This is a genomic window from Pseudescherichia sp. L3 (genome assembly GCF_024656065.1).
Taxonomy (GTDB): Bacteria; Pseudomonadota; Gammaproteobacteria; order Enterobacterales; family Enterobacteriaceae; genus Pseudescherichia.
Window position 1 is genome coordinate 99,329 of record NZ_JANKYC010000001.1, and the last position, 22,496, is coordinate 121,824.

Annotated in this window: 26 protein-coding genes; 11 read left to right on the forward strand and 15 right to left on the reverse strand. The window is 56.6% G+C overall.

Annotated elements, in window-relative coordinates; all coding sequences use genetic code 11:
* Window positions 1–5 precede the first annotated feature (5 nt).
* From secF to NR795_RS00490, 3 genes are all read left to right on the forward strand, one after another.
* Window positions 6–977 carry a protein translocase subunit SecF gene (gene secF / locus NR795_RS00480; protein WP_144814482.1) on the forward strand — a complete coding sequence of 324 codons (972 nt, stop codon included), beginning with the start codon at window positions 6–8 and terminating at the stop codon, window positions 975–977.
* A 142-nt stretch (window positions 978–1,119) separates the two neighbouring features.
* Window positions 1,120–1,485 (forward strand): VOC family protein, encoded by a 366-nt coding sequence (locus tag NR795_RS00485; protein WP_144814478.1) that lies wholly within the window; start codon window positions 1,120–1,122, stop codon window positions 1,483–1,485.
* 14 nt (window positions 1,486–1,499) lie between these two features.
* Window positions 1,500–2,180 (forward strand): YafY family protein, encoded by a 681-nt coding sequence (locus NR795_RS00490; RefSeq protein WP_144814475.1) that lies wholly within the window; start codon window positions 1,500–1,502, stop codon window positions 2,178–2,180.
* Window positions 2,181–2,267: 87 nt separating this feature from the next.
* On the opposite strand, the gene NR795_RS00495 is transcribed toward NR795_RS00490, so the two are convergent.
* From NR795_RS00495 to NR795_RS00510, 4 genes are all read right to left on the reverse strand, one after another.
* Entirely contained in the window at window positions 2,268–3,152 is an 885-nt protein-coding gene (locus NR795_RS00495) for a nucleoside-specific channel-forming protein Tsx (protein WP_144814472.1), read from the reverse strand.
* A gap of 301 nt (window positions 3,153–3,453) precedes the next feature.
* A complete protein-coding gene (locus tag NR795_RS00500) occupies window positions 3,454–3,993 on the reverse strand; it encodes a DUF3251 domain-containing protein (RefSeq protein ID WP_144814469.1) in 540 nt (179 codons plus the stop codon).
* Between the two features lie 130 nt (window positions 3,994–4,123).
* Window positions 4,124–4,588, reverse strand: a complete 465-nt coding sequence (locus NR795_RS00505; RefSeq protein ID WP_257756719.1) for a lysozyme inhibitor LprI family protein — start codon at window positions 4,586–4,588, stop codon at window positions 4,124–4,126.
* On the reverse strand, window positions 4,585–4,902 hold the full coding sequence (locus NR795_RS00510) for a contact-dependent growth inhibition system immunity protein (RefSeq protein ID WP_257756720.1): 318 nt from the start codon (window positions 4,900–4,902) through the stop codon (window positions 4,585–4,587). Before NR795_RS00510 ends, NR795_RS00505 begins: the two co-directional genes overlap by 4 nt.
* Window positions 4,903–5,046: 144 nt before the next feature.
* Here NR795_RS00510 and nrdR point away from each other — a divergent pair, with 144 nt between their 5' ends.
* The 6 genes from nrdR (at window position 5,047) to pgpA (ending at window position 9,173) form a co-directional block, all read left to right on the forward strand.
* Entirely contained in the window at window positions 5,047–5,496 is a 450-nt protein-coding gene (gene nrdR, locus NR795_RS00515; RefSeq protein ID WP_103821628.1) for a transcriptional regulator NrdR, read from the forward strand.
* Window positions 5,497–5,500: 4 nt separating this feature from the next.
* A complete protein-coding gene (ribD, locus tag NR795_RS00520) occupies window positions 5,501–6,628 on the forward strand; it encodes a bifunctional diaminohydroxyphosphoribosylaminopyrimidine deaminase/5-amino-6-(5-phosphoribosylamino)uracil reductase RibD (RefSeq protein WP_257756722.1) in 1,128 nt (375 codons plus the stop codon).
* A gap of 88 nt (window positions 6,629–6,716) precedes the next feature.
* A complete protein-coding gene (gene ribE / locus NR795_RS00525) occupies window positions 6,717–7,187 on the forward strand; it encodes a 6,7-dimethyl-8-ribityllumazine synthase (protein ID WP_144814463.1) in 471 nt (156 codons plus the stop codon).
* Window positions 7,188–7,206: 19 nt separating this feature from the next.
* Entirely contained in the window at window positions 7,207–7,626 is a 420-nt protein-coding gene (nusB, locus tag NR795_RS00530; RefSeq protein ID WP_042391578.1) for a transcription antitermination factor NusB, read from the forward strand.
* A 76-nt stretch (window positions 7,627–7,702) separates the two neighbouring features.
* Complete coding sequence (thiL, locus tag NR795_RS00535) at window positions 7,703–8,680, forward strand: thiamine-phosphate kinase (RefSeq protein ID WP_257756723.1); 978 nt, start codon at window positions 7,703–7,705, stop codon at window positions 8,678–8,680.
* Complete coding sequence (gene pgpA, locus NR795_RS00540; protein ID WP_144814456.1) at window positions 8,658–9,173, forward strand: phosphatidylglycerophosphatase A; 516 nt, start codon at window positions 8,658–8,660, stop codon at window positions 9,171–9,173. Before thiL ends, pgpA begins: the two co-directional genes overlap by 23 nt.
* A 40-nt stretch (window positions 9,174–9,213) precedes the next feature.
* On the opposite strand, the gene NR795_RS00545 is transcribed toward pgpA, so the two are convergent.
* From NR795_RS00545 to xseB, 4 genes are all read right to left on the reverse strand, one after another.
* A complete protein-coding gene (locus tag NR795_RS00545) occupies window positions 9,214–10,188 on the reverse strand; it encodes an aldo/keto reductase (RefSeq protein WP_144814453.1) in 975 nt (324 codons plus the stop codon).
* A 61-nt stretch (window positions 10,189–10,249) separates the two neighbouring features.
* Window positions 10,250–12,112, reverse strand: a complete 1,863-nt coding sequence (gene dxs, locus NR795_RS00550; protein WP_144814450.1) for a 1-deoxy-D-xylulose-5-phosphate synthase — start codon at window positions 12,110–12,112, stop codon at window positions 10,250–10,252.
* A gap of 17 nt (window positions 12,113–12,129) precedes the next feature.
* Window positions 12,130–13,044: a (2E,6E)-farnesyl diphosphate synthase gene (gene ispA / locus NR795_RS00555; protein WP_257756724.1), complete on the reverse strand. Its 915-nt coding sequence runs from the start codon at window positions 13,042–13,044 to the stop codon at window positions 12,130–12,132.
* Window position 13,045: 1 nt separating this feature from the next.
* Window positions 13,046–13,288: an exodeoxyribonuclease VII small subunit gene (xseB, locus tag NR795_RS00560; RefSeq protein ID WP_042391585.1), complete on the reverse strand. Its 243-nt coding sequence runs from the start codon at window positions 13,286–13,288 to the stop codon at window positions 13,046–13,048.
* A gap of 204 nt (window positions 13,289–13,492) precedes the next feature.
* On the opposite strand from xseB, the gene thiI reads away from it, so the two are divergent.
* Entirely contained in the window at window positions 13,493–14,941 is a 1,449-nt protein-coding gene (gene thiI, locus NR795_RS00565) for a tRNA uracil 4-sulfurtransferase ThiI (RefSeq protein WP_257756726.1), read from the forward strand.
* Between the two features lie 90 nt (window positions 14,942–15,031).
* On the opposite strand, the gene yajL is transcribed toward thiI, so the two are convergent.
* Together yajL and panE are read right to left on the reverse strand one after the other, a co-directional pair.
* Window positions 15,032–15,625, reverse strand: a complete 594-nt coding sequence (yajL, locus tag NR795_RS00570) for a protein deglycase YajL (protein WP_144814437.1) — start codon at window positions 15,623–15,625, stop codon at window positions 15,032–15,034.
* Complete coding sequence (panE, locus tag NR795_RS00575) at window positions 15,588–16,499, reverse strand: 2-dehydropantoate 2-reductase (protein ID WP_144814433.1); 912 nt, start codon at window positions 16,497–16,499, stop codon at window positions 15,588–15,590. Before panE ends, yajL begins: the two co-directional genes overlap by 38 nt.
* A 125-nt stretch (window positions 16,500–16,624) precedes the next feature.
* On the opposite strand from panE, the gene NR795_RS00580 reads away from it, so the two are divergent.
* Window positions 16,625–17,116: a YajQ family cyclic di-GMP-binding protein gene (locus NR795_RS00580; RefSeq protein WP_144814429.1), complete on the forward strand. Its 492-nt coding sequence runs from the start codon at window positions 16,625–16,627 to the stop codon at window positions 17,114–17,116.
* Between the two features lie 29 nt (window positions 17,117–17,145).
* On the opposite strand, the gene NR795_RS00585 is transcribed toward NR795_RS00580, so the two are convergent.
* The 5 genes from NR795_RS00585 to cyoB all read right to left on the reverse strand — a co-directional run bounded on the left by NR795_RS00585 (window position 17,146) and on the right by cyoB (window position 22,494).
* Window positions 17,146–18,507: an MFS transporter gene (locus NR795_RS00585; protein WP_257756727.1), complete on the reverse strand. Its 1,362-nt coding sequence runs from the start codon at window positions 18,505–18,507 to the stop codon at window positions 17,146–17,148.
* Window positions 18,508–18,667: 160 nt separating this feature from the next.
* Window positions 18,668–19,558: a heme o synthase gene (gene cyoE / locus NR795_RS00590; protein WP_072015238.1), complete on the reverse strand. Its 891-nt coding sequence runs from the start codon at window positions 19,556–19,558 to the stop codon at window positions 18,668–18,670.
* An 11-nt stretch (window positions 19,559–19,569) separates the two neighbouring features.
* Window positions 19,570–19,899 carry a cytochrome o ubiquinol oxidase subunit IV gene (locus NR795_RS00595; RefSeq protein ID WP_144814423.1) on the reverse strand — a complete coding sequence of 110 codons (330 nt, stop codon included), beginning with the start codon at window positions 19,897–19,899 and terminating at the stop codon, window positions 19,570–19,572.
* Window positions 19,899–20,513 (reverse strand): cytochrome o ubiquinol oxidase subunit III, encoded by a 615-nt coding sequence (locus NR795_RS00600; RefSeq protein ID WP_144814419.1) that lies wholly within the window; start codon window positions 20,511–20,513, stop codon window positions 19,899–19,901. Before NR795_RS00600 ends, NR795_RS00595 begins: the two co-directional genes overlap by 1 nt.
* Window positions 20,503–22,494, reverse strand: a complete 1,992-nt coding sequence (cyoB, locus tag NR795_RS00605) for a cytochrome o ubiquinol oxidase subunit I (RefSeq protein ID WP_257756728.1) — start codon at window positions 22,492–22,494, stop codon at window positions 20,503–20,505. Before cyoB ends, NR795_RS00600 begins: the two co-directional genes overlap by 11 nt.
* Between the last annotated feature and the right edge of the window lie 2 nt (window positions 22,495–22,496).

Genomic DNA, 22,496 nt, shown 5'->3' on the forward strand with positions numbered 1-22,496 from the left:
GCGTTGTGGCACAGGAATATACTGTTGAACAATTGAACCACGGGCGTAAAGTCTATGACTTTATGCGCTGGGATTACTGGGCTTTCGGCATCTCCGGACTTCTGCTGATCCTGTCGATTATCATTATCGGCGTGCGCGGCTTTAACTGGGGTCTCGACTTCACCGGCGGTACGGTCATTGAAATCTCGCTGGAAAAGCCGGCCGATATGGACATGATGCGTGACGCGCTGCAGAAAGCCGGTTTTGAAGATCCGCTGTTGCAGAACTTCGGCAGCAGCCGTGACGTGATGGTGCGCATGCCGCCTGCCGAAGGGGCAACCGGTGGTCAGGCGCTGGGCAGCAAAGTGGTGAGCGTCATTAACGAGGCCACCCACCAGAACGCGGCGGTAAAACGCATCGAGTTCGTGGGGCCAAGCGTCGGTGCCGATCTGGCACAGAACGGTGCAATGGCGCTGCTGGTAGCGCTGATCTCCATCCTGGTTTACGTCGGCTTCCGCTTTGAGTGGCGTCTGGCGGCGGGGGTGGTTATCGCACTGGCGCACGACGTGATCATTACCATGGGCGTGCTGTCGCTGTTCCAGATCGAAGTGGATCTGACCATCGTGGCATCGTTGATGTCCGTTATCGGCTACTCGCTGAACGACAGCATCGTGGTTTCCGACCGTATTCGTGAGAACTTCCGCAAAATCCGTCGCGGGACGCCTTACGAGATCTTTAACGTGTCGCTCACCCAGACGCTGCACCGTACCTTGATCACCTCAGGCACCACCTTAGTGGTGATCCTGATGCTCTACCTCTTCGGTGGCGCAATGCTGCAGGGCTTCTCGCTGACCATGCTGATCGGTGTTTCCATCGGTACGGCATCGTCCATCTACGTGGCTTCGGCACTGGCGCTGAAGCTTGGGATGAAGCGTGAACATCTGCTGCAGCAGAAGGTAGAGAAAGAGGGGGCGGATCAGCCGTCAATTCTGCCGTAATACAACGTATTTAGCGTTATCGAAGTCCCGGTCAATTGACCGGGATTTTTTTTGCCCGCTCCTGACAAACACTCCTGACAGTATGCTGTCAGGAGCCCTGTCGTAGACTCTTTCCGAACCCAAACAACAGGCAGGAGGAAGTATGAAAAGCGTAATTAACTGGTTTGAGATCCCGGTTGCTGATATGGAGCGCGCCATCAAATTTTATGAGCCAGTGATGCAGGTTGCGCTCAAACGCGAGAAAATGGATGTCGCAGAGCTGGCCATTTTCCCGCATGAAGACCCGGCAACCGGCGGCGCGCTGGCTAAGTTTGACGGTATTATACCCTCGCAGCAGGGCGCTATTATTTACCTGCACACTGACAGTCTGGCGGCCACGCTCGATAGAGTCGCCTCGGCGGGCGGTGAGTGTGTATTTGGCCCGCTGGCGCTGCCAAACGGTATTGGTACTATCGCCTTGTTTACCGACAGTGAAGGTAATCGTGTCGGCCTCCATCAACCCGCTTAAGAGCTGAGAAGAACATGACCCGACGCGCTGACCGTTTGTTTCAGATTGTGCAAATCCTGCGAGGAAGACGTCTGACAACGGCAGCGCATCTGGCGGACAGGCTGGCCGTGTCCGAGCGCACGGTTTATCGCGATATCCGCGACCTGTCGCTTTCTGGCGTGCCGGTAGAGGGCGAGGCGGGAAGTGGATACCGGTTGATGTCAGGGTTTGACCTGCCACCGCTGATGCTGACCAACAAAGAGTCCGAGGCGCTGATGGTGGCGATTCGCCTGCTCAAAACCTGGGGCGGAGAGTCGTTATCTCGCGAGCTAGAATCGGCTCAGGAGAAGGTGCTGGCTATACTGCCGGAGGAGAGCAGACGCAAGGCAGAGCAGACGCGTATCTATGCGCCGGATATTGCGCTTCAGCCCCATTCGCGCAGTGGCTTTGACGTGATCCATCAGGCTATTTCTACTCAGCACGTGCTGAGGCTACATTATCGTGATGAGGCAGGGCAGCTCTCCTGCCGTGAGGTGCAGCCGCTTGGTCTGTTCTTCTGGGGGGAGCACTGGCTGCTGGCTGCGTGGTGCGAACGGCGCGATGACTACCGCTGTTTCCGGCTCGACAGGTGTCTTAACCTTGCGCTGATGGAGAGACGATTCAGCGAAAGTGCAGACAGATCGCTGACGGATTTTTTGCGAAAAGTGAAGCAGTAAAAAGCCGGGTGGCGGCTTCGCCTTACCCGGCCTACATTTGGAGCCCAGGCCCGGTAAGCGCAGCGCCACCGGGCGGATCCGTACAGGTTAGAAGTTGTAACCTGCTACCAGGTAACCACCCCAGCCGGTAGAGCGGACGTTGAAGTTGCCGCTGCCGAAGTTCAGGCTCGCATCGTCGTTCCACTGACCTCCGTTGTGCCAGTAACGCGCCACCACCGAGTAGTGCCAGTGATCGTAGTTCAGGGCCAGAATATGGCTGGAGGCGATAGAGTCGTTGGTACGGGCCTGCATACCGTTCAGATCGCGGAAATCTTTGTCGCCCAGATCGGAACCCCAGTCAAAGTTGGTGAAGCCGATATAGCTCAGCTGGCCGCCCCACAGCTGGGTGATTGGCACAAAGTATTTCACCTTGAAGCGGTAGCCATCCCACTCGTTCTCGTTCGCCGCTTCGTAGTTCTGCCACTGGTATTTGGCATAGACGTTCAGGGAGAGGCTCATCGGCAGGCCGGTATCGATATCCGTACCCAGACCCATGTACCAGGTGCTCTGACGACCCGCTTCGTTACGGCCCATATCGTAGATGTAGTTGTTCGCGAAGTACCACTCTTTGAACGGACCAAATGCCAGGCTGGTATCGGTCAGCTTGTCGATAGAGAAGCGCGGTTCAATCTCCATAAACAGCGGGGAGCCGTGGTTCCAGATACCCTTCGCGGTGCTGTTGCCACCGAAGAAGACTGGCGCATCCATGTAGCCATAGAAGTCGAACCAATCTTTCTTGGCGAACGCTTCGTACTCCAGGTAGGTATCGTTACGGATAGTGGGTCCGAAACGGGTATGGTAGCTGCCTACCACGTTAACGCTCTGATGCCACCAGTCGGAGACGAATTCGCTGTTGCTGGTTTCGGCCGCATTAACGGCGAAGGTGGAGGAGAGCGCAAGTGCCGCACCGGCGACGAGTAAAGTTTTTTTCATATGTATGCCACTGATTGAAGTCCCTGACGGGATCGAAAGAACGCTGTTGATGCTTTTCAAAATGTTTCGTATTTCTGCGGGCCTATTATAAGTTTCCTTGCTCACAAAAATATGTGTTGTTTCACATATCCATCATCTACGTAATCGATTGCGTTCACGTTTGCGTAGATAAAACGGGGCGATTGTACTGGCAATCTGCGGCATTGCCAATATTTGAGGTTTGTAAGAGGAGGTAAAAAGGTGTGAACGAGGCAAAAGGGCGACGCTGCGCCCTTACAGAAAGTAACGGAGTATGACGCTACTACATATTGGCTGGCTGAATATCATGAATGCGGATAAAGCCAAGCTGCTCGGGGGTGATGCCGTTGAGCTGTAGCGGGACGCTGACGTCGCTCGGCGCGAGGGTGCTGGCCGGGGCGCTGATCAGCTGGTTCTGAACATTAACTTCCTGCGGATTTTCGGTGGTACCCTGAATCTGTCCCCACTCAACCGTGCCGCTAAAGGCCGGCAGCGGGGTGTTCGATTCACCCTGGATGAGCAGCGTCAGGCGCGTGCCGCCGGCGTTGGGGGCGATATCCTTCAGCGACATACGCAGCGTACCGAGCTGGCTCTTCAGGCGCGCCGGGGTATTGGCTCCCGGCAGCAGGTAGACGCCGCTCTCAGACCTGGCGTTCAGGCTGTTCTGCTGGGTGATCTTCACCGTCTCCTGATTAAGCTTGCTCATCTCTTTGTTGAGCGTGCTCACGCTCTGATGCAGCTGGCGCACCTCGCTCTGCTGGGCGCAGGCGCTAAGGGTAAACAGACTCCCCAGCAGGGCGAGCTTCAGATAACGTCTTGTCATGATAACGGTTTCCTTAAACGAGTTATTGCTAGTAAGGAGATTTTAGGCTGGAACGAGCAAAATGTCCGATTTCCTGTCTGGAAGTAGAGGTTCGGCAGGAAATCGCGGTGGGTTTGAGGTGCGTCGGAGGCTATGGGGTTTCACTTTCCGTTTCGGACGGGATCTGAATTAAGTCGATCTCCTCTAAACGTCTTTTATTCATGTTTATCTCGCAGCTTGTTTGTGCCTCACCGAGATGGTCAGAGTTTTGATAGGACCATAAAGCAACCCCGCAATAGCTATCTCTGTATTCAATCCATTTTTTCTGATTTGCAATGAATGAGTCGATGACTTCCTTTTTTTGCTGCTCATCACCCATCCACCATTCATCTGGGGACGTTTTTTTAATTTTAGTGAGTTTAGAGAGGTAAGCATTGTTAAGCTGCTCCTCAGAGTTGTGTAGTACGTCGTCCAGGCACTCTATATTTTCGTTTTTGAATTTTTTAATACATTCACTAACGTCTTTACTATCGTCTATTTTTGCTGTTTTTGCCATTGAATCAATCGAGTACAGTGAGATAAACGCTGTAAATAATAGACCTGTGGCCTTTTTCATCTTCTTTTTTCACATCCTTGAAGAGCGTACTTCACTTGGTCCCTGACCAGAAGCAAGAAGTCACGAGGAGTCGTGCCCCAGAGTGAAGGATCGAAATAATCGTCATACCTGATATGAAAGATGCTGTTTAATTGCTCTCCAAATGACAGGAATTCCTCGACGTCCTCAAGCAGAGCCAGCTGCATAGCTTTCCCAGATTGTCTGTTGTACGCCTCAATTTTGGGTAAAAGCGCTTCGCTGTCATCGATTAAGTCATAATCATGACCAAAATAGTTACAGATAAGGTCATCAAGCTCTCGGGCTTCGTTTTGCATGATCGTGGCTTACTCCATAACTGTTAAAGGTTTTATGGTGACACGCTTCGCATCGATCCTTTATCCCAAAAGTGCTGATGCCTTTGTTGTCGCGGCATATCAGGTTAAAATAGATTTCAGTTAATTTTATCTTCAGGACGCCGTATGCATTGCCCATTCTGTTTCGCCGTGGATACCAAAGTAATTGACTCTCGCCTGGTGGGCGAAGGCTCCTCCGTTCGTCGTCGCCGCCAGTGCCTGGTGTGCAACGAGCGTTTTACGACCTTCGAAGTGGCAGAGCTGGTGATGCCGCGCGTGGTGAAAAGCAACGAGGTCCGCGAGCCGTTTAACGAAGACAAATTACGCAGCGGCATGCTTAAAGCGCTGGAGAAACGCCCGGTCAGCGCTGACGACGTTGAGATGGCCCTTAACCATATCAAATCCCAGCTGCGGGCCACGGGGGAACGCGAGATCCCCAGCAAGATGATTGGCAACCTGGTGATGGAGCAGCTCAAGAAGCTCGATAAAGTAGCCTATATCCGCTTTGCCTCCGTCTACCGCAGCTTTGAAGATATCCGCGAATTCGGCGAAGAGATCGCCCGCTTACAGGACTAGGCTAATGCTGGATGATAAGCAGGACGACAAGCAGGACGAAATGTACATGGCCCGTGCGCTGAAGCTGGCACAGCGCGGGCGCTACACTACCCATCCTAATCCAAACGTGGGCTGTGTCATTGTGAAAGAGGGCGAAATCGTCGGGGAAGGGTTCCACTTCCGTGCCGGCGAGCCGCATGCCGAGGTGCACGCCCTGCGCATGGCGGGGGAGCGTGCCCGCGGTGCCACCGCCTACGTGACGCTGGAGCCATGCAGCCATCATGGCCGGACACCACCGTGCTGCGAGGCGTTGATTAACGCTGGCGTCGCCCGCGTGGTCGCAGCGATGCAGGATCCCAACCCGCAGGTGGCGGGGCGAGGGCTGTACCGTCTCGCCCAGGAGGGAATCGAGGTCAGCCACGGTCTGATGATGAGCGAGGCGGAGCGACTTAACCGCGGCTTCCTCAAGCGCATGCGTACCGGCTTCCCCTATATTCAACTTAAGCTCGGCGCGTCGCTGGACGGGCGCACGGCGATGGCGAACGGCGAGAGCCAGTGGATCACTTCGCCCGAGGCGCGCCGGGACGTTCAGCGTCTGCGCGCCGAGAGCCACGCGATATTAACCAGCAGCGCCACGGTGCTGGCGGACGATCCGGCTCTGACCGTTCGCTGGGACGAGCTGGGTGCCGACTCCCAGGCGCGCTATGCCCAGGCGGATCTGCGCCAGCCGGTGCGCATCGTCGTCGACAGCCAGAACCGTGTGACGCCTGCGCATCGTCTTGTTCAGCAGCCGGGTGAAACCTGGTTTGCCCGTACCCGCGCCGACGAGCACCAGTGGCCGGACGGCGTGCGCCACATTCTGGTGCCTGAACATAACGGCCATCTCGATCTGGTCTCAATGATGATGCTGCTGGGACGTCAGCAGATTAACAGCATCTGGGTAGAGGCGGGCGCGCAGATGGCGGGCGCGCTGCTGCAGGCCGGGCTGGTGGACGAGCTGATTGTCTATCTGGCACCGAAGCTATTAGGCAGCGAGGCGCGCGGCCTCTGCGTTCTGCCAGGGCTTGAGAGCCTGGCGGCCGCGCCGCAGCTCAAGTTCACTGAAATACGTCAGGTAGGCCCGGATCTGTGCCTGCATCTGATCCCCGCGTAGTGCGCTCGTAAAAGGGAAGCAGTGCGTAAAATAGTATGATAAAATCCGCCCCCCTGCGGGGGCTATATGAGAACCCTAAGGTAAGTTTATGAACATTATTGAAGCTACTGTTGCTGCCCCGGACGCTCGCGTCGCCATCACCATTGCGCGTTTCAACAACTTCATCAACGACAGCCTGCTGGAAGGTGCTATCGACGCCCTGAAGCGTATCGGCCAGGTTAAAGATGAAAACATCACCGTTGTTTGGGTTCCAGGTGCTTATGAGCTGCCTCTGGCGGCGGGTGCGCTGGCAAAAACCGGTAAATACGATGCGATTATTGCGCTCGGCACGGTGATCCGTGGCGGTACGGCACACTTCGAATACGTCGCGGGCGGCGCAAGCAACGGCCTGGCGCACGTGGCTCAGGAGAGCGCCATTCCGGTAGCCTTTGGTGTGCTCACCACTGAAAGTATTGAACAAGCCATCGAACGCGCTGGCACGAAAGCGGGTAACAAGGGTGCTGAAGCAGCACTGACCGCGCTTGAAATGATTAATGTATTGAAAGCCATTCAAGGCTGATTTTTGTAAGGGGAATTCCGTGAAACCTGCTGCTCGTCGCCGCGCCCGTGAGTGTGCCGTTCAGGCGCTTTACTCCTGGCAGTTGTCCCAGAACGACATCGCCGATGTTGAATACCAGTTCCTGGCGGAACAGGATGTCAAAGACGTTGACATCGCTTACTTCCGCGAGCTGCTGTCCGGGGTGGCGACTAACAGCGCATATCTCGACGGCCTGATGAAGCCCTATCTGTCCCGCCTGCTTGAAGAGCTGGGCCAGGTTGAGAAAGCGGTACTGCGTATCGCGCTGTTCGAACTCTCCAAACGTGATGACGTGCCCTACAAGGTTGCCATCAACGAAGCTATCGAGCTGGCAAAAACGTTTGGTGCAGAAGACAGCCACAAGTTTGTGAATGGCGTGCTGGATAAAGCCGCACCCGCGATCCGCCCCCACAAAAAGTAACCTCAAGGCCGGTACGGCGGAGCGCAGTTGCCGCTTCGCCCCGGCCTTACTCATTTATTCTGCTGAGGCATAACGTATGGCATGCGGCGAATTCTCCCTTATTGCCCGTTACTTTAACCGCGTCAGACGCGCGCGCCTGGATGTCGAAACCGGCATTGGCGATGACTGCGCGCTGCTGAATGTGCCGGAAAAACAGACCCTGGCAATCAGTACCGATACGCTGGTATCGGGCATTCATTTTCTCCCGGATATCGATCCTGCCGACCTGGCTTACAAGGCGCTGGCGGTAAACCTGAGCGATCTGGCGGCGATGGGCGCTGACCCGGCGTGGCTGACCCTTGCGCTGACCCTGCCAGAGGTCGACGAGCCCTGGCTGAAAGCGTTCAGCGACAGCCTGTTTGAGCAGCTTAGCTACTACGACATGCAGCTGATCGGCGGCGACACGACGCGCGGGCCGCTCTCCATGACGCTGGGTATTCACGGCTACGTTCCGGCGGGCCGGGCGCTGAAACGCTCTGGCGCGAAGCCCGGAGACTGGATCTACGTCACCGGCACGCCAGGAGACAGCGCCGCCGGGCTGGCGATCCTGCAGGATCGTTTGCAGGTAAACGATCCCAACGATGCCGACTGGCTGGTCAAACGCCATCTGCGCCCAACGCCGCGTATTTTGCACGGCCAGGCGCTGCGCGATCTGGCGAATTCCGCTATCGATCTCTCCGACGGGCTGATCTCCGACCTGGGGCATATTTTGCAGGCCAGCGAGTGCGGGGCGATGATCGACGTTGACATGCTGCCCTATTCGGATGCCCTGCGTCGCCATGTGGATCCAGACCAGGCCCTGCGCTGGGCGCTGGGCGGCGGCGAGGATTACGAACTCTGCTTCACCGTGCCCGAGTTGAATCGCGGCGCGCTGGAGGTGGCGATTGGTCAGCTTGGCATTCCGTACACCTGCATCGGGCGGATGAGCGCCGATATCGACGGCATCAGCTTTACCCGCGAGGGCAGGGCTGTGACTTTTGACTGGAAAGGATATGACCATTTTGCCGCGCACTAAAGATATCGCTAAAAGCCGCCTGAACTTGCGTAACCCGTGGCACCTGCTGGCCACCGGATTTGGCAGCGGCCTGAGTCCGGTGGTGCCAGGCACGATGGGCTCGCTGGCGGCGATCCCGTTCTGGTATCTGATGACCTTCCTGCCGTGGCAGCTCTACTCCATGGTGGTGATGCTCTCTATCTGTATTGGCGTCTACCTGTGTCACCAGACGGCAAAGGATATGGGGGTGCACGACCACGGCAGCATCGTATGGGATGAGTTTATCGGGATGTGGATCACCCTGATGGCGCTACCCACTAACGACTGGCAGTGGGTGGCCGCCGGGTTTGTGCTGTTCCGTATCTTTGATATGTGGAAGCCCTGGCCGATCCGCTGGTTCGACCGCAACGTGCACGGCGGGATGGGGATTATTGTTGATGATATCGTCGCCGGGATTGTGGCGGCGGGGATCCTCTACCTGATTGGCCATCACTGGCCGATTGGTATTATTTGATCCGCTTTTATCCGGCCCATAGTGGGCCGGATGCTTACCCTTATTTGAATCCGACGACCGGATGCTGCTTATACGGCGTCTCCAGCTCGGCAATCTGCTCTGGCGTCAGGGTTAACTCTACCGCCTGGATCAGCTCCTCAAGCTGCTCTTCCCGGGATGCACCGATGATCGGGGCGGCCACGCCGGGCTTGCTCAGCAGCCAGGCAATGGCCACCTGCGCCCGGGTCGCCCCGGTATCTTCTGCAATTGCCGCCAGCCGCTCGGCAATCTGTGCATCCCCGGCATCGCTCTCGTTATAGAGCGTTTTACCGAACTCATCCGATACTGAGCGAGCCGTGGTTTCTCCCCATGGGCGCGTCAGACGACCGCGCGCCAGCGGGCTCCATGGGATCACCGCCACGCCCTCCTGATAGCAGAGCGGCAGCATCTCGCGCTCTTCCTCACGGTAGATAAGATTGTAGTGATTCTGCATGGTGACAAAGCGCGCCCAGCCATTCTGTTCCTGAAGCTTCAGCGCCTCGGCGAACTGCGAGGCGTGCATAGACGACGCGCCGATGTAGCGGGCCTTACCGGCCTTTACCACGTCATTCAGTGCTTCCAGCGTCTCTTCGATAGGGGTGTTATAGTCCCAGCGGTGGATCTGCAGCAGGTCAACATACTCCATGCCGAGTCGGCGCAGGCTGTCATCAATCGAGCGCAGGATCTGCGGGCGAGAGAGCCCTTCCGGCAGATCGCCTACCTGATGGTAGACCTTGGTGGCGACCACCACCTCTTCGCGGTAGGCGAAATCTTTCAGCGCCCGGCCAACGATCTCTTCGCTGCTGCCGTCAGAGTAGCTGTTCGCGGTATCGAAAAAGTTGATGCCGCCCTCAAGGGCGTGCTTGATGATGAGTCGGCTGCTCTCTTCTGGCAGGGTCCAGGCGTGATTGCCCCGGTCCGGTTCGCCAAAGGTCATACAGCCCAGACAAAGACGGGAAACCTTAAGATCTGTTTTTCCTAACGTGTTGTATTGCATGGTTCCACTCCTGCTTAAGGGTACGAGTACCCTTAAGCATAGCAGGAGCGGAACCGGAGGCTCAGGCCAGCCAGGTCTGAATTTTTGCGATGATACCGGCGGCGTCGAGGCCCAGCTCGATGCGCGCCTCTTCCTGGGTACCCTGCGGGATAAAGTAGTCCGGCAGGCCGAGGTTGAGAACCGGAACCGGCTTACGGTTAGCCATCAGCACTTCGTTCACGCCGCTACCTGCACCGCCGATGATGGCGTTCTCTTCCAGAGTGACCAGCGACGCGTGGGTTGCGGCCAGCTCCAGAATCAGCGCCTCGTCAAGGGGCTTCACAAAACGCATATCCACCAGCGTGGCGTTCAGCGTCTCGGCGGCCTTTTCCGCTTCCGGCATCAGCGTACCGAAGTTAAGGATCGCGATCTCTTCGCCCTGGCGTTTCACTACCCCTTTACCGATAGGCAACGCGGCCAGCGGCTCAAGCGTCACGCCCACGGCGTTGCCGCGTGGGTAGCGTACGGCGCTCGGCCCTTCGCTGTAGTGGTAGCCGGTGTAGAGCATCTGACGACACTCGTTCTCGTCGCTTGGGGTCATGATTACCATTTCCGGCACGCAGCGCAGGAAAGAGATATCAAACGCGCCCTGGTGCGTCTGCCCGTCAGCACCGACAATCCCCGCCCGGTCGATAGCAAACAGCACCGGCAGCTTCTGGATCGCCACGTCATGGATCACCTGATCGTAGGCACGCTGCAGGAAGGTAGAGTAGATCGCCACCACCGGCTTATAGCCGCCGATTGCCAGCCCGGCGGCAAAGGTTACCGCGTGCTGCTCGGCAATCGCCACGTCAAAATACTGCTGCGGATAGGTGCGGGAGAACTCCACCATGCCGGAGCCTTCGCGCATCGCAGGCGTAACGGCCATCAGCTTGTCATCTTTTGCCGCTGTCTCGCATAGCCAGTCGCCGAAAATTTTCGAGTAGGAGGGCATGCCGCCGCTGCTTTTTGGCAGCGTTCCCTTGGCTGGATCGAATTTCGGTACGGCATGGAAGGTGATCGGATCCTTTTCGGCTGGCTCGTAGCCGCGTCCTTTTTTGGTCATGATGTGCAGGAACTGCGGGCCCTTCAGGTCACGCATGTTTTTCAGCGTGGTGACCAGACCCAGCACGTCATGGCCATCGACCGGCCCGATATAGTTAAAGCCCAGCTCTTCAAACAGGGTACCAGGCACAACCATGCCTTTAATATGCTCTTCGGTGCGTTTCAGCAGCTCTTTGATCGGCGGTACATTGGAGAAGACCCGCTTTCCACCTTCGCGCAGGGTAGAGTAGAGCTTGCCCGAGAGCAGCTGCGCCAGATGGTTGTTGAGCGCGCCAACGTTCTCGGAGATCGACATCTCGTTGTCGTTGAGGATCACCAGCATATCCGGGCGAATATCACCGGCGTGGTTCATCGCCTCAAAGGCCATGCCGGCGGTGATCGCCCCGTCGCCAATTACGCAGACGGTGCGGCGCTGTTTACCCTCTTTCTCTGCCGCTACCGCGATGCCAATCCCGGCGCTGATAGAGGTAGAGGAGTGGCCGACGCTCAGCACGTCATACTCGCTCTCGCCGCGCCACGGGAAGGGGTGCAGGCCGCCTTTCTGGCGGATCGTATCGATGCGATCCCGGCGACCGGTCAGAATTTTGTGTGGGTAAGCCTGATGGCCGACGTCCCAGATAAGCTGATCGAACGGCGTGTTGTAGACATAGTGCAGTGCCACGGTCAGCTCAACCGTGCCAAGCCCGGAGGCGAAGTGACCGCTGGAGCGGCTCACGCTGTCGAGAAGATAGCGGCGCAGCTCGTCGCACAGCTTCGGCAGGCTCTCTTTTGGCAGCAGGCGCAGATCCTGGGTGGCATTCACCAGCGCCAGGGTCGGGTATTTGGCAGTATCAAAACTCATCAGAGACTCATTGTTGTTTATTTATCACGCTGAATTATAAAGTCGGCCAGCGCTTCAAGGGTCGAGGTGTCCAGAGAGTGGGCGGCCAGCTGCGCTAACGCGCTGCGGGCGTCGTCAATCAGGTCACGGGCTTTCGTCCGGGCTTGCTCAAGGCCCAGCAGGGCAGGATAGGTGCTTTTACCCAGCTGCTGATCGGCCCCCTGACGTTTGCCGAGAGTTGCAGTATCACCCACCACATCCAGAATGTCATCCTGTACCTGGAAGGCCAGACCGATACACTCGGCGTATTGATCCAGAATCGGCAGCACGTCACGACCCCGTTCACCGGCGCTCAGGGCACCCATGCGCACCGCCGCGCGGATCAGCGCCCCGGTTTTATGGCGGTGGATACGTTCCAGCTCGGCAAGCTGCACCTGTTTGCCTTCGGCTTCCAGATCCAACGCCTGACCGCCACACATGCCCGCCACGCCGCTGGCCTGCGCCAGCTCGGCAACCATTGCCAGCCGATCGCGATCGCTCACCTCCGGCATTGGCGCATCGGCAAGGATAGAGAACGCCAGCGTTTGCAGGGCATCTCCTGCCAGAATGGCGCTCGCCTCACCGTATTTAATGTGGCAGGTCGGCTGGCCCCGGCGCAGATCGTCATCGTCCATGGCCGGCAGATCGTCATGGATCAGGGAGTAGGCGTGAATGCACTCCACGGCAGCAGCGGGGGCATCCAGGGTGTTGACGCTGACGCCAAACATGCTGCCTGTGGCATAGACCAAAAATGGCCGCAGGCGCTTGCCGCCTAATAGTGCACCATAGTTCATGGCCTCAACCAGAGGCGTATTCTGAAAAGGCAGAGGGGCGATGAAGCGCCGTAGCGCGCTATTGGCCTGATCGACGCAGGTCTCTAATTGTTCAGTAAAAGCGTGTGCTTTAAAATCCATATTACTCGGCGTCCGGGGTGAAGGGGGTGAGCGGGGCCTCTTCCTGTTCTGAGAGCAGGATCTGCACGCGCTGCTCCGCCTGCTGTAACTTGGTCTGCCCCTGGCGTGCCAGCTGCACGCCGCGTTCAAATTCGCTCAGGGCCTCTTCAAGGGGCAGATCGCCGCTCTCAAGACGGGTCACTATCTGTTCCAGCTCGGTAAGCGCCGTTTCAAAGCTGGCCGGTGCGTCGTTTTTCTTTGCCATAAGGATGTCTGACTCTCGTTTTATTCGTCTGCGCTATGGTAGCGAAGTCGGGCCGCGTATTAAATAACGCGCAATGGTCATGCGGTGTGCAAGGTAGACCCCGATGGTGGTATACTTGCGCGCCTGGAAGCAGCCGCGGTTAGGGGCTGCTGTATTAATCCCCCACAAGTCCACTATGCGACTTGCCAAAGAACCTTTGCCGCCATGAAGTTTATCATTAAATTGTTCCCGGAAATCACCATCAAAAGCCAATCCGTGCGTTTGCGCTTTATTAAAATTTTAACCGGGAACATTCGTAACGTTCTGAAGTACCACGACGAAGAGATTAAAGTCGTTCGTCACTGGGATCACGTGGAAGTGCGTACCAAAGACGAGTCCTTGCGTACTGCCATTCGCGATGCCCTGACCCGTATTCCCGGTATCCACCATATTCTGGAGGTAGAAGATGTGCCTTATACCTCCCTGCATGACATTTTCGAGAAAGCGCTGGCCCAGTATCGCGAGCAGCTAGAGGGGAAAACCTTCTGCGTGCGCGTGAAACGTCGCGGTAAGCATGAGTTTAGCTCCATTGAGGTAGAACGCTACGTCGGTGGCGGGCTGAATCAGCATATTGAGAGCGCTCGCGTAAAATTGACTCACCCGGATTACACGGTCCATCTGGAAATTGAAGACGATCGTCTGCTGCTGATAACGAACCGTACCGAAGGTATCGGTGGTTTCCCTATCGGTACCCAGGAAGATGTGCTGTCGCTGATCTCCGGTGGCTTTGACTCCAGCGTCTCCAGCTATATGCTGATGCGCCGTGGCTGCCGCGTACACTACTGCTTCTTCAACCTCGGCGGCGCAGCGCATGAGATTGGCGTCCGTCAGGTGGCTCACTATCTGTGGAACCGCTTCGGCAGCTCGCACCGCGTACGCTTTGTGGCGATCAACTTTGAGCCGGTGGTCGGTGAGATCCTGGAAAAAGTAGACGACGGCCAGATGGGCGTCGTGCTGAAACGCATGATGGTGCGCGCAGCGTCTAAGGTCGCCGAGCGCTACGGCGTGCAGGCCCTGGTCACCGGTGAAGCGCTGGGCCAGGTCTCTAGCCAGACCCTGACTAACCTGCGTCTGATCGACAACGTCTCTGATACGCTGATCCTGCGCCCGCTGATCTCTCATGATAAAGAGCACATTATCGACGTGGCTCGCGCGATCGGCACGGAAGACTTCTCCCGTACCATGCCAGAGTACTGCGGCGTGATCTCTAAAAGCCCGACGGTAAAAGCGGTGAAATCGAAGATCGAAGCCGAAGAGCAGAACTTCGATTTTGCGATCCTCGATCGGGTAGTGGAAGAGGCAACCAACGTCGACATCCGCGAGATTGCTCAGCAAGCCGAGCAGGAAGTGGTTGAAGTTGAGACCGTCACCGGTTTTGGTCCGAACGACGTGGTGCTGGATATCCGCTCTCCGGACGATCAGGAGAGCAAGCCGCTGACGATAGAGGGCGTCGACGTGGTAACGCTGCCGTTCTACAAGCTGAGTACCAAATTTGGCGATCTCGATCAGAGCAAAACCTGGCTGCTGTGGTGCGAGCGTGGGGTGATGAGCCGCCTGCAGGCGCTCTATCTGCACGAGCAGGGCTTCACCAACGTCAAGGTGTACCGCCCATAAGAAAACGCCCGGCGGCGCAGGCTTGCCGGGCCTACAAAGTGCATAATGTAGGCCGGGTCAGGCGTAGCCGCCACCCGGCGTTTTTATTGCTTACGCTTCGTAATGGTTATAGATCCCCGCAGCGATCACCAGCTGTGACGCTACTTCATGCGCTTTCTCGCGCCCGACCAGCAGGTCGATAATCTTCAGTGCAAAATCGATAGACGTTCCCGGCCCTTGGCTGGTGAGCAGGTTCACCCGTGGGTCCCACACTACGCGCTTATCCTGCCACTGTTCTTCGGGGATGCGATCCTTCAGCGCCGGAAAACCGGTCATATTGCCGATGGGGAAGATATTGTGCGGAACCAGCACGATGCCTGCCGCCGCGCAGATAGCCGCCACGATCCGACCCGAGCGGTGAAACTGTTTTACCGTCTCGACCAGCAGGGGGCTGTCACGAAAGCACTCCGCGCCCTTAACGCCGCCGGGCAGAACAATCACGTCATAGTCACCGTCGGCGACTTCCACCAGCGGGGCATCGGCGAGCAGCTTGACACCTCGGGAGCAGGTCACCGCCAGATTGCCGTCGCTGGCCACGCTGGCGGTAGTGACCTTAATCCCACCGCGTACCAGCAGATCGATGGTGGTCACCGCTTCGGTCTCTTCGCTACCAGGGGCGAGGCATATCAGTGCTGATGCGCTCATACTCACTCTCCTTACGTTTAATCTGTTCATAGAGGCGGGTATTTTCCGGTACCGCAATGCCGTGGGCGCGGGCGCGGCGGAGCAGATAGCCGGTGATGTAATCCGCTTCGGTGCGGCGCTGGGCACGAACGTCCTGCAGCATCGATGAAATGTTTTTCGCCGTATTTTCAATGACCTGATTAACGTAATACAGCAGATCATCGGCTGAAGTATGATGGCCTTCGCGCTCCATTACTGCCGCCACCTCATTACAGATAGCCTCGGTCAGCTCCGGGTGCGCCAGCAGTTCGCCGTTTGGACAGTTCCACAGGGCCGTCAGCGGGTTGATCACACAGTTGACCGCCAGCTTGCGCCACAGCTGCGGGCGGATAGTGTTATGCCAGGCCACGTCCGGTAACACCTCCTGCAAGGTGTCCGCCAGATAGCTGTAGTCACCGTCCTGCTGCCGGGCGGGGCCGATATGGGTCGTACCGCTGGCAACGTGAATAATGATGTTGCCGTCCCGGCGGGCGGCATGGGTGGTGATACCCATCAGCAGCGGATGGGGGATTGCCTTTAACTCCTCCACCGTACCCATGCCGTTGTGGATCAGCAGCACCGGTGTGGTCGTGGGCAACATAGAGGCCAGGCTTTTTACCGCATCGGAGACCTGCCACGCCTTGAGCGTGACCAGCAGCAGATCGCTCTGGGCCAGAAAATCAGGATCGTTGGCGGTCAGGGATTCGTTGAACACGCCGCCATCTTCGTCAATCACGTTGACGCTGCAGTAGGGTTGAGGCACCCGCAGCCAGCCCTGTACTTCATGACCACGCTTACAGAGCGCGGCCAGCCACAGTTGCCCTAATGCTCCGCATCCAAGCACGGTTATTTTCATTGTTCCTCCTCACCTGCAACAGCGCCAGGTGGCAATGCGTTAAGTATAGCGCCGTCGGCTACGCTTCTCGTTATGTCCTGTTGCGGGTATTATGCATCGCAACAAAAGTGAAAGGAGAAGAAAAGATGCCATCTTTCGATATTGTTTCTGAGGTTGACCTTCAGGAAGTCCGTAACGGCGTAGACAATGCCAGCCGTGAAGTTGAATCACGCTTCGATTTCCGTGGCGTTGAGGCAACGTTTGAGCTGAACGATGCCAATAAGACCATTAAGGTACTGAGCGAGTCTGATTTTCAGGTCAATCAGCTGCTGGATATCCTGCGCGCCAAGCTGCTGAAGCGCGGCATTGAGGGGACCTCTCTCGATGTTCCGGAAGAGTTTGTGCACAGCGGTAAAACCTGGTTCGTTGAAGCCAAGCTGAAGCAGGGGATTGAGAGCGCGGTGCAGAAGAAGATCGTTAAGCTCATCAAGGACAGCAAGATCAAGGTCCAGGCGCAGATTCAGGGGGAAGAGATCCGCGTCACCGGTAAATCCCGCGACGATCTGCAGTCGGTAATGGCGCTGGTGCGCGGCGGCGATCTGGGACAGCCGTTCCAGTTCAAAAACTTCCGCGACTAATAAAAATGCCCGGTTATCCGGGCATTTTTTTAGGCTCTGAGCGCCTGCTCAACCTCAAAACGATTCGTCACTTTACTGTCGATTTTCACGTAGGCACTGCGCTCTTCAGGAACGATCAGCACCTCGCTGACGCCCGCTTTGCTCTCTAACTGCTGCTTAAGCGTATCGGTGATCGCCACGTCATCCGGGATCTCCACGCGCAGGCTGCTGACGTAGGGCGGCTCCTGCATGGTGCTGGCGACCAGCAACCAAACGGTGGCCAGCAGCGCCCCTGCCAGGAAGACCGTCTGGGAGTCGAACCAGCCGTCAACCCAGCCCCCCAGCGAGCCGCCGATGGCGACGCCGATAAACTGGCTGGTAGAGTAGATCCCCATCGCCGTACCTTTATAGCCCGCCGGGGCTTCTTTACTGATCAGCGAAGGGAGAAGGGCTTCCATCAGGTTGAACGCCAGGAAGAAGAGCTGCACGCCCGCCACCAGCTCCCAGAAATGCGGTCCCGCACCCCAGAGCACAATCTCGGCAATCAGCAGGACGATCACGCAGAAGATAAAGACCCGCTTCATGTGGCGCTTCACTTCGGCGTAGATAATAAACGGCACTACGCTGACGAAAGAGATAAGCATCGTCACCAGGTAGATCTTCCAATGCTCCGATGCCGGGAAGCCGGCGGCCTCCATCTGCCCCGGCAGGGCAACGAAGGTCGACATCAGCAGGATATGCAGACACATAATGCCGAAGTTGAGCTTCAGTAACGGCGGGCGGGCAATCACTTTACTGAAGCAGCCTTTCACCATTCCCGATTCACGATTCAGTACGTGATTTTTGCTGTCCGGCACCACCCATAGCGTCAGAATGATGCCTGCCGTTGCCAGGCCAGCAATCATCCAGAATAGGGCGTGCAGGCCGAGCCGGTGGGTAATAATAGGGCCAAGCACCATGGCAATAGCGAAGGTGATGCCAAAGCTAACGCCGATAAAGGCCATCGCCTTGGTGCGGTTCTGTTCGCGGGTGAGGTCTGAGAGCAGGGCCATAACCGCAGCGGCAATGGCCCCGGAGCCCTGCAGAGCGCGGCCAAGAATAATGCCCCAGATCGAATCGGAGAGGGCGGCAATCACGCTGCCAATGACAAAAATCACCAGCCCGCCGACGATCAGCGGCTTACGGCCGATGCGATCCGACAGCAGACCGAAAGGGATCTGGAATATCGCCTGAGCCAGGCCGTAAATGCCAATGGCAAAGCCGATCAGCGCTTCGCTGGCCCCCTGTAGCGCCATGCCATAGGTGGTCAGAACGGGCAGGACCATAAACATGCCGAGCATACGCAGCGAGAATACTGTCCCTAAACCCCAGGTGGCGCGTAGCTCGCCCGGCGTCATTTTATAGTCGTTCATTACTACCTCAATCAAAAAACCGGACACAGTATAGTGCAGGGGAGGGCGGGGCGAGTTATCCCGTAATGCGCAAAGCGTGGAATATAGTACATCAATGAGTTATTGATTTAATAAATAAAAAAGGGCGCCGAAGCACCCTTTTTGTAACATCTTTTTTAAATTACCAGACGTAGGTCAACAGGTTATGTGAGTCCGGAACCATAAAGTCCACGGACATCATCACCGAGAGGGAGGTGATCGCCACGATAGAGAACACGAACAGCTTACGCGCCCACACTCTGTCGTCTTCGACCTTATAACCCTTCAGCGCCATCCCCAGCCACCAGACGCTCACCGCAGCCGCCACCGCCAGATACTTGTATCCAGCGTAGCCGCCCAGCGAGAGCATCAGGGTCGCTACAGCAAAAGCGATGATATAGAGCGTAATGTGGTTTTTCGCTACCGAGATCCCTTTCACCACCGGCAGTACCGGGATGTTCGCCGCCTGATAATCCTTAAAGCGGAAAATCGCGATGGCGTAGGAGTGCGGCATCTGCCACAGGCTAAAGATAGCCAGCAGGATCAGCGCACCGCTGTCAAAATCACCGGTTACCGCGCAGTAGCCAATCACCGGCGGCGCAGCGCCGGAGAGAGAGCCAATCAGCGTGCCGTAGACGGAGTGGCGTTTCATATACAGGCTGTAGACGCCGACATACACCACGAACCCCATCACCCCCAGCCAGCAGGCCAGCGGGTTAGCACCAAACCACAGCAGCATAAAGCCAGCAATACCCAACAAGGTGGCGTACACCAGCGAAATTTTCGGGGAAATCAGGCCTTTGACCAGCACCCGGTTCTTCGTACGCTCCATTTTACGGTCAATGTCACGGTCGATGTAGTTGTTAAATACACAACCCGATGCCACCACCAGCGACACCCCGATCAACGTATAGGCGAAGAGGGGATAGTCGATGCTGCCCTTAGAGGCTAGCAGGAACCCCCCGATCACGGAGATCAGGTTGCCGAAAATGATGCCTGGTTTCGTTACTTGCAGGTATTGCTTAAACATCATACTCGCCGCTCTTAGTGAACCATCATGTTGTAATTCAGGTTCCACATAATCCAGATTGAGCCTACCACCAGAATGGCGATGATCAGCACGGTAAAGACAAAGGCCACCAGGTTCCAACGCTCTTCAGAAGAGGTGTTCATGTGCAGGAAGCACACCAGGTGAACCAGAATCTGTACCACCGCCGTCACCAGCACCACACCCAGAAGGGTGGCGTGCGAGGCGGAGCCGGTCATTACCATCCAGAACGGAATAGCCGTCAGGATGATCGACAGGATAAATCCTGTCATGTAGGTTTTTACGCTGCCGTGAGAGGCGCCGCTATGATCGGTAGAATGACTCATTACATCGCCCCCATCAGGTAAACTACAGAGAATACACAGATCCAGACCACGTCCAGGAAGTGCCAGAACATGCTCAGGCACATCAGACGGGTGCGGTTAGTGCTGGTCAGCCCGCGACGGGTAACCTGGAACATCAGGATCGCCATCCATACCAGACCTGAGGTCACGTGCAGACCGTGGGTCCCTACCAGCGCAAAGAAGCCTGACAGGAAGCCGCTGCGATCCGGACCGAAGCCCTCAGCAATCAGGTGATGGAACTCATACAGCTCCATCCCGATAAAGCCCGCACCGAACAGGAAGGTCAGCGCCAGCCAGGAGATCACCTGGCTTTGACGACCGTTGTTCATGGCGATAATCGCCATGCCGTAGGTGATGGAGCTGAACAGCAGCAGGGCAGTTTCAACCAGCACAAACGGCAGTTCGAAAATATCCTTCCCGCTCGGGCCACCTGCAGTGCCGTTCACCAGAACGGCATAGGTAGCAAACAGACATGCAAAGAGAATGCAGTCGCTCATCAGGTAGATCCAGAAGCCGAACACTTTGTTCGACCCTGCATCGTGGTGCTCATGCTCGTGGGCATGAGCGTTAGCGTGAGTTAGAGTCTCAGTTGACATTTTTCAGTCCTGCCTTGCTAATTTCGTCGAAGTGCTGGTTTTCCAGTGTTTCAACGGTGGCAACCGGTACGTAGTAATCCACGTCCTCATCAAAGCTTTTCACAATCCAGCTCACGATCATGCCGGCAAAGCCGAGGATCGCCATCCACCAGATATGCCAGATCATGGCAAAGCCAAAGACGAGGCTGAACGCTGCGATAATGACACCCGCGCCGCTGTTTTTCGGCATATGAATCTCTTCATAGTGCGTCGGCTGGATGTACGCTTCGCCTTTGTCTTTCATTTCCCAGAATGCATCACGTTCGTGAATGTGCGGCACAACGGCAAAGTTATAGAACGGCGGCGGTGAAGAGGTTGCCCACTCCAGCGTACGGCCACCCCACGGGTCACCCGTCAGGTCGCGGTTCAGGTCACGATCGCGCACGGAGGTGTAGATCTGCATGATGATGCAGAAGATACCGATAGCAATCAGCAGCGCACCGATCTCAGCCACAATCATCAGCGGCTGGAACATCGGGTCGATGTTCTGGCTTACGCGACGCGTCATACCCATGAAGCCCATGGCGTACAGCGGCATAAAGGTTACGAAGAAGCCGATGATCCAGAACCAGAAGGCGCGGATGCCCCAGGTCTCGTTCATGGTGTAACCAAAGGCTTTCGGCCACCAGTAGGTCAGGCCAGCGAAGCAACCGAATACCACACCACCGATAATAACGTTATGGAAGTGTGCAATCAGGAACAGGCTGTTATGCAGTACGAAGTCCGCACCCGGTACGGCCAGCAGCACGCCTGTCATCCCACCGATAGAGAAGGTGATGATGAAGCCGATGCTCCACAGCATAGCGGAGTGGAACTGAATACGACCCTGGTACATGGTAAACAGCCAGTTGAAGATCTTCACCCCGGTCGGGATGGCGATAATCATCGTGGTGATACCAAAGAAGGCGTTAACGTTCGCGCCGCTGCCCATGGTAAAGAAGTGGTGCAGCCATACGATAAACGACAGAACGGTAATCGCGATGGTTGCCCATACCAGGGAGGTGTAGCCAAACAGACGCTTCTTAGAGAACGTAGCCACAACTTCTGAGTAGACGCCGAACACTGGCAGAACGAGAATGTACACTTCCGGATGGCCCCAGGCCCAAATCAGGTTGATGTACATCATCATGTTGCCGCCCATATCGTTGGTAAAGAAATGGGTGCCCAGATAACGGTCAAGCGTCAGCAGCGCGATGGTTACCGTCAGGATTGGGAACGAGACGATAATCAGCACGTTAGTACAGAGTGACGCCCAGGTAAATACCGGCATTTTGAACATGGTCATGCCAGGGGCACGCATGCGCAGAATGGTCACAAAGAAGTTAATACCGGTCAGGGTTGTACCAATACCAGAGAGCTGGAGACTCCAGATCCAGTAGTCAACGCCTACGCCGGGACTGTACTCAATGCCCGAGAGCGGTGGATAAGCTACCCAGCCGGTCTGAGCAAATTCGCCCACGCCCAGCGAGATGTTAACCAGCACCACGCCGACAACGGTGAACCAGAAGCTCAGGTTGTTCAGGAATGGGAAGGCAACGTCACGGGCGCCGATTTGCAGCGGCACGACCAGGTTCATCAGGCCTACCACGAACGGCATCGCCACGAAGAAGATCATGATAACGCCGTGGGCGGTAAAGATCTGATCGTAGTGGTGCGGTGGCAGGAACCCGGCTTCGCCCGACGAGACGAGCAGCTGCTGGGTACGCATCATGATGGCGTCGGCAAAGCCACGCACTAACATCACGATAGCGACGAGGATGTACATAATCCCCAGGCGTTTGTGGTCCACGGAGGTGAGCCACTCGTTCCACAGATATGACCACTTACCGAAATAAGTGAGTGCTGCAACTAACGCCAGTCCCCCGACGAGAATTGCTGCCACCGTAACCATGATAATCGGTTCATGGTACGGCACTGCATCCAGTGTAAGTTTTCCGAACATCG

Bases quoted from the DNA above. Each gene is read 5' to 3' on its own strand.
- xseB (WP_042391585.1), bottom strand. From the start codon at position 13,288: ATGGCAAAGAAAAACGACGCACCGGCCAGCTTTGAAACGGCGCTTACC.
- ispA (WP_257756724.1), bottom strand. From the start codon at position 13,044: ATGGATTTTAAAGCACACGCTTTTACTGAACAATTAGAGACCTGCGTC.
- nrdR (WP_103821628.1), top strand. From the start codon at position 5,047: ATGCATTGCCCATTCTGTTTCGCCGTGGATACCAAAGTAATTGACTCT.
- cyoB (WP_257756728.1), bottom strand. From the start codon at position 22,494: ATGTTCGGAAAACTTACACTGGATGCAGTGCCGTACCATGAACCGATT.
- ribE (WP_144814463.1), top strand. From the start codon at position 6,717: ATGAACATTATTGAAGCTACTGTTGCTGCCCCGGACGCTCGCGTCGCC.
- dxs (WP_144814450.1), bottom strand. From the start codon at position 12,112: ATGAGTTTTGATACTGCCAAATACCCGACCCTGGCGCTGGTGAATGCC.
- thiI (WP_257756726.1), top strand. From the start codon at position 13,493: ATGAAGTTTATCATTAAATTGTTCCCGGAAATCACCATCAAAAGCCAA.
- NR795_RS00505 (WP_257756719.1), bottom strand. From the start codon at position 4,588: ATGAAAAAGGCCACAGGTCTATTATTTACAGCGTTTATCTCACTGTAC.
- thiL (WP_257756723.1), top strand. From the start codon at position 7,703: ATGGCATGCGGCGAATTCTCCCTTATTGCCCGTTACTTTAACCGCGTC.
- pgpA (WP_144814456.1), top strand. From the start codon at position 8,658: ATGACCATTTTGCCGCGCACTAAAGATATCGCTAAAAGCCGCCTGAAC.
- ribD (WP_257756722.1), top strand. From the start codon at position 5,501: ATGCTGGATGATAAGCAGGACGACAAGCAGGACGAAATGTACATGGCC.
- NR795_RS00495 (WP_144814472.1), bottom strand. From the start codon at position 3,152: ATGAAAAAAACTTTACTCGTCGCCGGTGCGGCACTTGCGCTCTCCTCC.
- NR795_RS00585 (WP_257756727.1), bottom strand. From the start codon at position 18,507: ATGAACGACTATAAAATGACGCCGGGCGAGCTACGCGCCACCTGGGGT.
- NR795_RS00600 (WP_144814419.1), bottom strand. From the start codon at position 20,513: ATGTCAACTGAGACTCTAACTCACGCTAACGCTCATGCCCACGAGCAT.
- NR795_RS00545 (WP_144814453.1), bottom strand. From the start codon at position 10,188: ATGCAATACAACACGTTAGGAAAAACAGATCTTAAGGTTTCCCGTCTT.
- NR795_RS00595 (WP_144814423.1), bottom strand. From the start codon at position 19,899: ATGAGTCATTCTACCGATCATAGCGGCGCCTCTCACGGCAGCGTAAAA.
- NR795_RS00580 (WP_144814429.1), top strand. From the start codon at position 16,625: ATGCCATCTTTCGATATTGTTTCTGAGGTTGACCTTCAGGAAGTCCGT.
- panE (WP_144814433.1), bottom strand. From the start codon at position 16,499: ATGAAAATAACCGTGCTTGGATGCGGAGCATTAGGGCAACTGTGGCTG.
- NR795_RS00490 (WP_144814475.1), top strand. From the start codon at position 1,500: ATGACCCGACGCGCTGACCGTTTGTTTCAGATTGTGCAAATCCTGCGA.
- cyoE (WP_072015238.1), bottom strand. From the start codon at position 19,558: ATGATGTTTAAGCAATACCTGCAAGTAACGAAACCAGGCATCATTTTC.
- NR795_RS00500 (WP_144814469.1), bottom strand. From the start codon at position 3,993: ATGACAAGACGTTATCTGAAGCTCGCCCTGCTGGGGAGTCTGTTTACC.
- NR795_RS00510 (WP_257756720.1), bottom strand. From the start codon at position 4,902: ATGCAAAACGAAGCCCGAGAGCTTGATGACCTTATCTGTAACTATTTT.
- yajL (WP_144814437.1), bottom strand. From the start codon at position 15,625: ATGAGCGCATCAGCACTGATATGCCTCGCCCCTGGTAGCGAAGAGACC.
- NR795_RS00485 (WP_144814478.1), top strand. From the start codon at position 1,120: ATGAAAAGCGTAATTAACTGGTTTGAGATCCCGGTTGCTGATATGGAG.